Raw genomic sequence first — 11,992 nt, forward strand, 5'->3', positions numbered from 1 at the left:
CTGTCGGTCGTGAGCGCAGAAACCGTTCAAATTGCGCGGTTGTCGCCAGAAACCGTTCAGATCGTGCGGTCAGAGGGCACTCTTGCGGTTTCTGGAGACAGCTCTCACGCGCCCCACGACCGGTTGAGCTCCGCCTCCCGCGGAGAAACCGCTGTTTCCAGGGCGCGACCGATCGCGACGCGGATCGCTTCACTGCTGGCGTCGATTCGCTCGGTGAAGCCCAAACGGGCAGCCTCGGTGGCGCGTTGTTTTGCGGCCGATACCGGCCGGATCTCACCGGCGAGGCTGATCTCGCCGAAAGCGACAATGTTGTGCGCGATGGGAATATCGCGAACAGCGGATGCGATCGCGAGTGCGATGGCGAGATCGGCGGCGGGCTCAATGAGGCGCACCCCGCCCACCGTTGACACATAAACCTCGTGACTAGACAGCAACAACTTGGCACGTTTCTCAAGCACCGCAAGCAGCATGGCCACGCGCGACGAGTCGACCCCGTTCGTGACTCGGCGCGGATTCGGCGCTTTCGTCTCAACGACGAGCGCCTGAATTTCGACCGGCATTGCGCGGCGTCCTTCTAAGGAAACGGTCACACAGGTGCCGGAGACTGGCGCCGTTCCGCGGCTGAGGAACAGCCCGCTCGGGTCTGGCACCTCTGCGATGCCGTCGCCGGTCATCTCGAAGCAACCCACCTCATCCGTTGGGCCGAACCGGTTCTTCAGGGCGCGCACGAACCGCAGCGACGTCTGGCGGTCGCCCTCGAACTGGCAGACCACGTCGACGATGTGTTCGAGTAGGCGGGGGCCGGCGATCGAGCCGTCTTTGGTGACATGCCCGACGAGCAGAATCGGCAGATCGCGGTCTTTCGCCAGCCGGATGAGAGTGGATGCGACCTCCCGCACCTGGCTGGGTTGGCCGGCGAGGCCATCGGAGAGCGCGCTCGACACCGTCTGAACGGAGTCGATGATGACGAGGTCTGGCTTGACCGCGTCGATCTGCCCGAGGATGGTGCCGAGGTCAGTCTCGGCGGCGAGGTAGAGCTCGGGGTGCAGGGCGCCCGTGCGTTCGGCGCGCAATCGAACCTGGCTCACCGACTCCTCGGCGCTGACGTAGAGCACCCGCGACTTTGCGGCGGCCGCCTTCGAGGCGACCTCGAGCAGCAGCGTCGACTTGCCGACGCCGGGCTCGCCACTGAGCAGAATGACCGCGCCGGGCACGATGCCGCCGCCCAGCACCCGGTCGAACTCATCGATACCGCTCGGCCAGTGTTCGACCGCCGTCGTGTCGACATGGGTGATCGGGCGGGCCACGCTGGCACCGGTGAGTGCAGAGGCCTTGACCAGGCGAGACAGGCCCGGCTTTTCGGTGGCATCGATGACCGTGCCCCACTCCTGGCATTCGGCGCAGCGGCCGGCCCATTTCGCGGTGGTCCAACCACACTCGGTGCAGCGAAAGGAGGAGACGGGTTTTGCCATGCTGCGAGCCTAGCTGGGGCCGCTGACACCCTCCGGGTCGGCAGCGTGCGCTGGTGCAGATGCGTCGCTGGCCGGCCCCGGTGCAAACCGGCCGGGGAGGGCGGGCGTCGCGGCCGGCACGCGGCGGCGGAGGTCGGCGCTGAGCGCCGGCAGAAAGGCCTGAGCCCAGACCCGGTAGCCGCGATCGTTCGGATGGAACATGTCGTTGGCGAACTGGGTCGCAATGCTCCGCAGCCCCTGTCGCTCGGTTGTCGCGTGCAATGGAACGACGGTGAGGCCGTGTTCGGCGGCGACCTGGCGCAGGATCCGATTGGCCTCAGCCACCTTGCGCTCATTGTGCGGAAAATGGAAGCAGGGCAAGTCCGCGACCAGCGCATACTCAGGCAGCGCGGAAAAAATCTCGCGGATGCCCGCTTCAAAAACCGCCGCATCCCACATCGCAATATCGTTGGCGCCGATCGCGACGGTGACGACATCCGGTTTCAACTTGCGCACCCGGGGGAGTTGGTCACGCACCGCGAGGGCAACCGTCGCGCCCGACACGCTCAGATTGACCACACGCACGGTGCGGCCGGTGACCGAACGGATGTGGTCGGCCAAGATCCCGACGTAGCCCCGGCTGGGCGAGCTGGCCCCGATGCCCTGTGCGGCGCTGTCGCCGATGGCGACGTAGAGCAGTTCGCCGGTGTCTTTGGCGTGGTCGCGCCACCATTTGGAGTTGATGGGCAAGGTCTCATTGAGCAGCACAGCGTTCTCGGCGATGCGGTGGCGAAACCGCCGGTAGCCGGCGAAGGCTGCCCCGACGGCGGCCGTCGCGGCGACGGTGCTGCCGGCGATGGCGATGGTGCGGAGTCCTGGATTCACGGATGTCACCCGCTGAGGGTACAACGCGCGACCGGGTTTTCGCTGCCCCCGGTGCGGCGATGCACAGGGAGGAATCGGAGCGGAAACAGCGAGGAGGCAGCGAGCCGGGGTGGAAGATTGCCCGCCGCGGCACGCCCGGGCGCGCTCAGTTCGCGTCGGGGTTCAAGTCTCGACTACAATCGTCCTCGGTACCGTGTCCGAGCGGCCGAAGGTGCAACTCTCGAAAAGTTGTGTGGGGGAGACTCCACCGTGGGTTCAAATCCCACCGGTACCGCCACAGAAAACCCCCTGAAGTTCAGTGCGAACGCACTGGAGTTCAGGGGGTTTTTGCTTGCCCAGATTTCGAATCTGACGAAAACATCACGTTGCGGGTAGAACGACACGAAACTCGATGGTTTGGGGCAAAGCACGCAGCTCATGACGTTGTGGCGTCGCGCATATCTGCCATGGTTTCGACCATGCATTGTGATGCAGCAAGAAAAATGGAATGGTAGCTGTCGCACCCCGGCAAGTCTGCGGTTTGAGTTTCTACGACGTTTCCTTTCGAGCGTGCGCTCGAATCGTCGCCTCGCGATCTGTGCGGCGACAGTTTGAGCGCACGCGTGAACAGAAAGGACGAGTGGCCTCCTCGACCAGCGAGTCGCGGATTCCAACGAGGAGCTTGGCGCAAGCCGGCGTAATTGAAGACGGATGCGCGGAACGCGCGTTCCCAACAGGCGATCGATCGGTGGGGCACCAGCAAGAGGGCCCTTTGCATCAGGGGGGGTTTTGCGATTGTGAACGGTGAACCTGCCGACGTGAATTACCCCCAGATCAGGGGGTTTTTGCGGTCCTAGACGGCATCCAGTTTGCGATATCCTTCTGACGTAGATGGCAAGAATCCCCTTGAGTACTCCGTTTTACGACTGCGCCTGGGGGCTGCCCGGCCCACAGGAACCTCGAGGAAGAGTACATGCAGCGAGCAACAAAGAAGACGACAGCGCTTGTCGCGACGGCGGCGATTGGGTTCTCATCGCTATTAATGGCAACCTCGGCAAACGCGGATCCAGCCGATTGCACCAATGGTGCATCACTCATCGCCGGCAACATCTGTGAGCTGAAGGTCACCACGGTCGGCCAGAGCACGTTCACTCCCAGCGCGGAGATGAGCCAGCTGGAGGTTCTGCTCGTTGGCGGCGGCGGCGGCGGCCAAGACTCCGTGCAAGGCTATGGCGCTGGCGGTGGCGGCGAAGTAAAAGTCGTGGGCTTCGGCAGTGACACGACCACCCCGCTGACTCTCGTTGTGGGGAGTGGCAACGTATCCAGCTTTGCGGTCCAGGGCGCGACAACCTTCCAGGCTCAGTCTGGCGCGTGGGGCTCGAACGGCTCGACTGGCGGAGCGGGTGCCGGCGGAGGTGCCGTCGGGTACAACGGCGGCGCCGGTGTGACGGTCGGCGACATCGCCCCGGAGGGATCGCTGTTCAGCGGCGACATGAACTGTTACGGCGGTGGCGGAGCATTCGGCGTCCACTCCGGAACCATTGGCACAGCGACGTGCGGTGGTGGCTCAGTCGTGGACGGTGCGACAGAGGTCACTCCCGTCGCACCGCTGCCGAACAGCGGCGGCGGAGGAGGGTCTGGCGGTGGATGGACCGGTGACGTATCGCTCCGCGCTGGCGCGAGCGGGCTCGTTGTGCTTCGGTGGATCCCCCTCGTAGACGTGACGGTTTCGTTCGTCAACAACGGTCATGGTGCGAGTGTCGCTTCCCAGTCGTTCCGCGCGGGAGGCACCATTGCAGATCCGGGAGCTCTCACCGCTGACGGCTTCGTCTTCAACGGGTGGTTCTCGGACCCTGCGCTGACGACTCCGGCAGACTTCACGGCTCCGGTCACGGCGTCGACGGCGTTTTATGCCTCGTGGAGCGCGGTAGCGCCGGCGACGGTGACGGCTTCGTTCGATGGCAAAGGTCACGGCGCGAGTATCGCCCCCCAGACGTTCGTCTCGGGAGGGACGGCCACACAGCCGGCTGACCCGACAGCGACTGGTTTTGTCTTCAACGGCTGGTTCACGGATGCGGCATTGACGACTCGAGCGGACTTCTCGGCTCCGATCACGGCGTCGACGACGTTCTACGCCTCGTGGAGCGCAGTAGCGCCGGCGACGGTGACGATCACGTTCAGCAACGGACATGGCGAAACAGTCACCCAGACGTTGACCCCGGGTGAGACTGTCACCCCGCCGGCCGACCCGACCGCGGACGGATTCGTCTTCAACGGCTGGTACACGGATGCGGCGTTGACGACTCGGGCGGACTTCTCGACTCCGATCACAGCCGCGACAACGTTCTACGCGTCGTGGAGCGCAGTCACCCCGACGCCGACTCCAACCCCGACGCCGACTCCTGCGCCGGTGACGCCAACCCCGACCCCGACGCCCGCGGCTCCGACCCCGACGACAGTCACCCCTGCGCCGAAACCGGTCACCGCACTGGCGAGCACCGGTGCCGACCTCGACCCGGCTGCTGTTCCCGTCGGCCTCGCTGCACTCGGTCTGGGCCTCGGCCTGGTCGTGTTCGGAAGGCGACGCGCCCGCAAGGCGAACTAGCACCAATGCCGAAGAGAGCCACCCGAGATGTCTCGGGCGGCTCTCTTCGTGTGTCTCGATCTTCGGCTAGCTCTCTTCGTGTGTCTCGATCTTCGGCTAGCTCTCCTTGTGCTGCTCCGCAAGCGTGAGACGCATCGGCTTGCCCATGGCATTGCGCGGGATCTCTTCCATTCGAGCCAGGAGCTTCGGGGCGGCGGAGCCGAACTTGGCGTCGAAGTCGCGAATCAGCGCCTGCACATTGAGGCCGTCCTCCGTCACGAGGGCGATTCCGATCTGCTTGACACCGGAGCTCGTGACGTACTCAAAGCTGGCGGCGTCGATGACCAGGGGATGCGTGACCGCGAACAAGTCCAACTGGGTGGGGTCGATCTTCACGCCTCCGGCATTGAGTACCTCCGACGCGCGCCCCGCGAGCGTCAGTCCGCCGTCCGGGCGGATTAATCCGAGGTCGCCGGGGTAGAACCACTCATCCTTGAAGACTGCGCGAGTGGCTTCGGGATTGCCCAGGTATTCGTGAACCATGTGGGCGGTGTTGTGGCGAATGCGCCCGATTTGCCCAGCGGGCAACTCGACGTCGTCTTCGTCTACGATCTGCAGTCGGGATCCTTCGACCGGGTGACCGGCATCGAAGGGATCCTCCGATTCGTAGTATCGCGCGGTCGCGAGCGTCGTTTCTGTCGAGCCGTAGAGGTTGTAAACCGCGCATCCCCCGGTCGCCGTGCGCAATCGGGCCGCCAACGCCGGGGGCATCACCGTCCCTGCGATGTGCACCGTTCGCACGTCGGGGAGGGTTTGGCCTCGCGCTTCGAGCACGTCCACCAAGCCCGCCATTTGGGCAGGTGATCCCATCAATGACGTTGCCGAACTGCGCAATGCGAGCTGAACGATGGCCTCTGGCTTGCCCGACTCGACCGACCAGAACGGTCGGCCGTCTTTGGCGCTCACATAGAATCCGAAGAATCCCATGGTCGTGCCGGTCGGGAGGAATACCAGGAAGGGATCGCCATCCATGTAGGTGTCCAGGGCGTCGGTCGTCAGGAACTCGAGCAGCGCGAGGGAGAATTCGATCGCGTTCGGCTGACCCGTCGTGCCACTCGAGAACAGGAGTCGCCCCGTGCTCTGTGCTGACGCGTATTCTCGCGGGCTGATGTCGGTGGGGTTCTGTTCCACTCGCCGGATGAAAGTGTCATCGACGCTGATGACTTGGGCCCCCGCCTGGGAGGCGGGAGGCGTCGTCGCGCTGCTGAAGATCCACTCGATGGGAAATGCCCCGTCGGACTCGTACCCTCTGGGCAGTACCGTGCTCACGGCGGCCTCGTGAAAGACGGCTTCGGTGAAGATCAGGCTGAGGGTCTCTGGCAGGTCGAGTGCAACCAGGTCGCCCGGCTTCACGCCGAGCTGGCGCAACTCGTAGGCGATCTTCTGGGCCGAGACGAGTGCGTCGGCGTTGAGAACTGTCTGATTGACGGTCTCGAAGAAGGCACCGGACGGGTTGGCCGCGGCGTTTCGCTGCAGGTAGAGAAATGGATTCGTTACTGTCGCATCATTCACCCCGACAGAGTAGCGGTAACGGCCCTCCGTTTACTACTGAGCTGGGATCAGAACGAGAGGTGAAGCACGATTCCGGTTAGCCCGCTCAGCACACTCGCGACGCCGGCGGTGATGGCCTCATCCGCGCGCTTCGGGGTGACCGATTTCGCATCCTGATCGCCGGAGGCGCTGAGACCTGTTCCGCGGAAGGTCGCGCCCTTCCAGACCGCCGACGTCACGTTCTCGGTGGGTTCTGGCAGCTCGGCGCCGACGATCAGAAATTGCTGGGCCAAGTGCTGAGGCGTGACAAGGGCGAGAACATCGATCACGCCGGAGCCAACGCCGATCACGAGATCAGGACTGGTCGCCAGTGCCTCGATGGCACGGGCCTCAACCTCCTCATCGTTTGCGGCGGTGAGGGTGTGGAGCTCCACGCGCTCACGGGATGCCCAGTCCGTCACCGCGGTGGTGAGCGTCGCGGTCGCAGCGTCCTGGCCCGCAGAAATCAGCACGACTCGGTATCCGGCCGGAGGCACGACGCCCTCCCACGAACCTGGCTCCGGATTGACCGTTGCCTCCGGTGACGGCGTCGGGGTATCGCCGAGAAAGCCGGCACCGAGTTGCTGCAGTTCCGAGGGCGACGCACGTGCTGCGTGGCCATCAGGCAGATTCCCACCCGCCGTGCATCCCGTGGCGAACGCGACAATCGCGAGAGCGGATGCCGCTGACACCGAGAATGTACGGCGGCGGGTTTCTGAATTGCGAGGCACTGTCTTGATCCTTTGATGAGTCCTCAGGGGGCGGCCATTCGGCCTGTCCCGCTTCCACGTCGATTCGTCGGCACCCGGGGCGCCGAGATTCCAGCCTGACCGGAGCGCACGGCCCGCAGGTGTCGGCCTGACCGCAGCTGAGTGAACATGACGGGAACAATCGAGGGGACCCGCATCCGCTCGGTTGCGAACGATACGAAGCCCTGCGTTCTCCTCGGGTTTGCCGGCGATCTGTGTCGTGTTCACCAGCATCGGGCAGGTTTCGAGGGTGAATCAGATTGGCAAGGGGTACAGCCACCCGCATCGACTCCCGTTTGGCCGGTGTGCCCTGATCGCTGTGGCATTCGGAATGCTCTCGGCAACGGCAAGCGTCGTACTCGACGTCGGCCCGGCCGAGGCGCACGGCTTCAGCTCGAGCGTCTATGTCGATGTGACCTCCCCGGCCGGCGGACACGTGCAAACGGCTCTCGATCTCGAATACGATCTGCTCGTCGCATCCGCCGCGGAAAAGGGCGACGACCCAGCGTTCTTCGAACAGGGCATGGATCTCTTTCAGACGGGCGAGGAAGCAACGGCGCTGAATTCCCATGCCGAAACCGTCGTGAAGTACGTGACTGAACGATTCGCGGTCACCGCAGACGGCGTCGCATGTTCGCCCTCTCGCGTGGGCGACTTCACGATGAGCGAACGTGACTCTGTGCCATATGCGCGGGTGATTCTCGACTACGCCTGCACTGAACCGACCGGCCAACACGAGGCCACTCACGAGCTGACGAGCGGCCTGTTTCCGGATGGCGAAGACTACGTCACCGATACGAAGACCATCGTGACCTATGAGCTCGACGGCAAGTCGGGGAGTGCTGCCCTTGACGCAGCGCATCCGTCGTTCTCGACCGGGCAAACGGGGGCCGATCGATTCGGTGAGTTCTTTCTGCTGGGTGCCGAGCACCTCCTGAGCGGCCTCGACCACATCTTGTTCTTGCTGGCACTGATCGTCGGCTCACGACGGCTGCGGGATGTCGTGCTTGCGGCGACAACCTTCACGGTGGCCCACTCTGTGACCTTTCTGCTCGCCGCTCTCGGTGTGGTCGCCGTACCCGCCGCCATCGTTGAGCCGATCATCGCACTCTCGATCGCCGTCGTCGCGCTCTGGTATCTCTGGGGCGAATGGAACCGGCGCCGTCATCCGTATGCCGCACCGGTCGATGTGGCGCGCAGGGGACTCTGGGGTCTCGATCGAGCGGATGCTGTGCGCCTCGCCGTCGTCTTCTGCTTCGGGCTCGTGCATGGGTTGGGCTTTGCCGGCGCACTCGGCATCGATGCGGCCTGGTCGTGGTCGCTTTTGTGGTCGCTTCTGGTCTTCAACGTGGGAATCGAGGCTGTTCAGCTCGGGATCATCGCGATTGTTTTTCCGATTCTGGCGGTGCTTCGCCGACGCGCTCCTCGAGTGGGCCTCTGGTTCAGCATCGCGGCCACCGGGCTTGTGGCAATGATCGGGCTCTTCTGGTTTGTCGAGCGCATCGTCGGCGTCGGGTGAACAGCTAATTGTTGTCTACGAAACCGCCCTGGCTCCTTCTATTCACACAGGATTCACGCGAAGCGATCACAGTGGGCTCGCGCACCCGCGCATCCACGCTTCTCTCACATCCGAAAGGCACTGGAATCACATATGTCGATTAACGACACCACGCAGGCTGCCAAGCCTGTGCACCGCCGCACCACGACGCGACTCACCGCCGCGGCCGTGTGCCTCTCTGTTGCATTGGGCGGTGGCGCTCTTCTGGCCGCACCGGCCCACGCTGCCACAACCACCCAATCCGACATCGTGCTGGGCGTCGGCTCGAATGAAGCCCAGCGCAACCTGTCGTGGTACTCCTCGACCGACACCGTGCAGATCGCGCAGCTCGCCTTGGCCTCCGACGTCGTCAACGGCGTTTTCCCCTCATCGACGACCAGCTTCGCCGGAACCGGTGCGGCGACCACCAGCGGAGAATTCAACCGCTTCGCAACGGTCACTGGGCTGAAGGAAAACACCTCATACGTTTACCGGGTGGGGAGCGAGGGAGACTGGTCGTCGACCTACTCCTTCCGCACGCAAGACTTCGATGGTGCGTTCAACTTCTTGTTCTTCGGTGACCCGCAGCTCGGTTCGTCGGGAAACCTTGTCAACGACTCTGCCGGCTGGGTCGACACGCTGAACGTTGCCACCGCGGCATACCCGAACGCCGAGATGTTGTTCTCGGCCGGAGACCAGGTGGAGTCGGCCACCAGCGAAGCTCAGTATGAGGCGTTCCTGCAGTCCGACTCCCTGCGCCAGATTCCGTTTGTTGCGACAAACGGAAACCACGACGTCGGCTCGAAAGCCTACGAGCAGCACTTCAACACGCCGAACCTCGACCGCACCGCCGGTGCCAATACCGGAAGCGGCTCCGGAGGCGACTACTGGTTCATCTACAAGGATGTGCTGTTCCTCGACATCAACTCGAACAGCCGGGATGCCTCGCACATCGCTTGGATGAACAAGGTCGTCGCCGAACAGGGCGCCAACGCCAAGTGGAGGGTGCTCGCCTTCCACCACTCCATCTACTCGCCCGGCCCGCACGCCACCGACGCGGATGTGCTCGATCGCAGAAACGTGTTGCCGACGGCGATCTCGAACCTCGGCATCGACCTCGTTCTGCAGGGGCACGACCACAGCTATGCGCGCAGCTACCTGATTCACAACGGTGCAAAGGCCAACCCGGACGAAGTTGCCGGTGCTGACTCGGTCGTGGCGGGCCCCGGCGGGGTGCTCTATGTCACCGCGAACTCGGCATCTGGCTCGAAGTACTACGACCTGCAGAACAAAGACTTCTGGTGGCTGTCCGCACAGAACCAGGAGAAGGTGCGCAACTACTCGGCCGTCGACATCAGCGATGGAGCGATCACCATCAAGACGCTGCGCAGCCAGGCCAATGGCTCTGACAACCCGGTGAACAGCATCGTCGACCAGGTCACGCTGACCCGCGCCGCGGTACCCGACCTCGACAGCCAGCAGGTTCAGGTCACTGTTCCGAAGGCCGCGCCGGGCGAGTTCGTCTGGAACGTTGACGGCACCAACAACCTGGTCGACCTCGGCACGGCAATCGAGACCGGCGACCACTACGCCGCGATCGGTGCAATCAACCCGATTCGCGTCACCGACACCCGCGCCGCAGGACCGCAGTGGTCGATCTCCGCGCAGGTCGGCGACTTCACTTCGGCGAGCACGTCGTTCTCTGGCAAGTATCTCGGATGGACACCATCCGCGGTTCTGGCCGGTGGCGACACCGTGGCTGGAGCGACGGTTCAGTCCGGCTTCATCAGTGGGGATGGCCTATCGGTCTCGTCCACGCTGGGTCACGCCGCCAACGGCCACGCCCTGGGCTCGGCGAAACTCGCGGCGAGCCTGGATCTGAAGATTCCGGTTGAAGTCACCAAGGGCACCTACACAGCGACCCTCACGCTCACCGCGTTGAGCTAGCCGATTCACCCACGGATCGGGGTGGGCGCCATCGCCCCACAGGGAGCCCACCCCGATCTTCCACTCGAGCAGTGAGGACCACCAGATGAACGCCAGACCCGCACACCGTATGCGAGCCGCCGTCGCCCTGCTCCATGCGGGGCTCCTGGCACTGGTCGTCGCCGGCGGTCTCGCATCCGTCAGCCCGGCGCTCGCAGCCGAAGGGGCCGGTGACGTCACCTGGGGTGTCAGGACAGCGTCGAATGAAAACGGCGCCGACCGGCAGAACTTCAGCTACACAATCGACCCTGGCGCACAGCTGAGTGATGCACTCGTCATCAGCAATCACGACACCGAGCCGCTCGAACTCGATGTCTACGCGGCCGACGGGTTCACCACCACCAGCGGTCAGCTCGACCTGGTGACTCCCGACACCGCATCGATCGCCGTGGGCGCCTGGACCACCGTGAGCAGCGGACACCTTCAGATTGCCGCCGGCGAAACCGTCGAGGTGCCATTCGAAGTGACCGTGCCCGCCGATGCGACTCCCGGCGACTACGCCGGCGGCATCCTGACGTCGCTTCTGCAGCCCGGGCAAGAGCAAGGCATCAACGTGGATCGCCGGTTGGGCATCCGGATGCACGTTCGCGTTCTCGGCGATCTCGCCCCCAGCCTGGCGATCGAAAAGATGCACATCGACTACGCGGGTAGCGCCAACCCGTTCGGCACCGGCGACGCCACCGTCACCTACACCGTTCACAACACCGGAAACGTGCGTATCGCCGCAGCGCAGACACTCAAGCTGGCCGGCCCATTCGGACTTCTGTCGCGCAATCTCGAGGATGTCGCCGCTGTTCCCGAGATTCTGCCGGGTGAGTCCTGGACGGTGTCGGTGCCCGTCGCCGGGGTGTTCCCGGCGTTCTGGCTATCCGCAACAGCGACTCTGGCCCCCGAGTTCGCCGTCGTGGCGGGCGCCACACCGGGGATCGATCCGGTCAGTGTCACCATGGGCTCCTGGGTGATCCCGTGGGCCCCGCTCGCCCTTCTCGTTCTGGTCGCGGCCGTCGTTGTCGCGGTCGTGCTGCTCGGAAAGCGTCGACATCGAGTGCACAAGCAACGTGAGGACGCCCGCGTGCGGCAAGCCGTTGAGGAGGCGCTTCTCGAGAAGGAGACCAGCGCCGTAGCGGTTTTCTAAAAACGCCGCGGTTTTCTAAAAACGCTGCAGTTTTCTAAAAACGCCGCGGTTTTCTATAAACGTAGAAGCAGCGCGGCCCAGCCTTTCGGGATCACG

At 64.2% G+C, this 11,992-nt stretch carries 8 protein-coding genes and 1 tRNA gene; 5 read left to right on the plus strand and 4 right to left on the minus strand.

From position 1 onward, the window contains the following. Nucleotides 1-104: 104 nt before the first annotated feature. The gene (gene radA, locus ABD791_RS15835; RefSeq protein ID WP_345068471.1) at nt 105-1,472 is read right to left on the minus strand and encodes a DNA repair protein RadA; all 1,368 of its coding nucleotides are present in this window, start codon (nt 1,470-1,472) and stop codon (nt 105-107) included. Between the two features lie 9 nt (nt 1,473-1,481). Continuing rightward, the gene (locus ABD791_RS15840; protein ID WP_345068473.1) at nt 1,482-2,345 is read right to left on the minus strand and encodes an SGNH/GDSL hydrolase family protein; all 864 of its coding nucleotides are present in this window, start codon (nt 2,343-2,345) and stop codon (nt 1,482-1,484) included. Nucleotides 2,346-2,523: 178 nt separating this feature from the next. On the opposite strand from ABD791_RS15840, the gene ABD791_RS15845 reads away from it, so the two are divergent. Further along, nucleotides 2,524-2,613, plus strand: a tRNA-Ser gene (locus tag ABD791_RS15845). Nucleotides 2,614-3,288: 675 nt separating this feature from the next. Further along, the gene (locus tag ABD791_RS15850) at nt 3,289-4,920 is read left to right on the plus strand and encodes an InlB B-repeat-containing protein (protein WP_345068474.1); all 1,632 of its coding nucleotides are present in this window, start codon (nt 3,289-3,291) and stop codon (nt 4,918-4,920) included. 96 nt (nt 4,921-5,016) lie between these two features. Here the strand turns inward: ABD791_RS15850 and ABD791_RS15855 are convergent, their stop codons facing one another. Beyond that, a complete protein-coding gene (locus ABD791_RS15855; RefSeq protein WP_345068476.1) occupies nt 5,017-6,471 on the minus strand; it encodes a class I adenylate-forming enzyme family protein in 1,455 nt (484 codons plus the stop codon). Nucleotides 6,472-6,518: 47 nt separating this feature from the next. Beyond that, nucleotides 6,519-7,220 carry a type 1 periplasmic-binding domain-containing protein gene (locus tag ABD791_RS15860; RefSeq protein ID WP_345068477.1) on the minus strand — a complete coding sequence of 234 codons (702 nt, stop codon included), beginning with the start codon at nt 7,218-7,220 and terminating at the stop codon, nt 6,519-6,521. A gap of 268 nt (nt 7,221-7,488) precedes the next feature. On the opposite strand from ABD791_RS15860, the gene ABD791_RS15865 reads away from it, so the two are divergent. The 3 genes from ABD791_RS15865 to ABD791_RS15875 all read left to right on the plus strand — a co-directional run bounded on the left by ABD791_RS15865 (nt 7,489) and on the right by ABD791_RS15875 (nt 11,896). Further along, complete coding sequence (locus ABD791_RS15865; RefSeq protein WP_345068479.1) at nt 7,489-8,757, plus strand: HupE/UreJ family protein; 1,269 nt, start codon at nt 7,489-7,491, stop codon at nt 8,755-8,757. Nucleotides 8,758-8,889: 132 nt separating this feature from the next. Beyond that, nucleotides 8,890-10,722 (plus strand): purple acid phosphatase family protein, encoded by a 1,833-nt coding sequence (locus ABD791_RS15870; protein ID WP_345068481.1) that lies wholly within the window; start codon nt 8,890-8,892, stop codon nt 10,720-10,722. Nucleotides 10,723-10,807: 85 nt separating this feature from the next. Beyond that, a complete protein-coding gene (locus ABD791_RS15875) occupies nt 10,808-11,896 on the plus strand; it encodes a WxL protein peptidoglycan domain-containing protein (protein ID WP_345068482.1) in 1,089 nt (362 codons plus the stop codon). Nucleotides 11,897-11,992: the final 96 nt, after the last annotated feature.

The organism is Glaciibacter kafniensis (genome assembly GCF_039538945.1).
Classification (GTDB): domain Bacteria; phylum Actinomycetota; class Actinomycetes; order Actinomycetales; family Microbacteriaceae; genus Cryobacterium; species Cryobacterium kafniensis.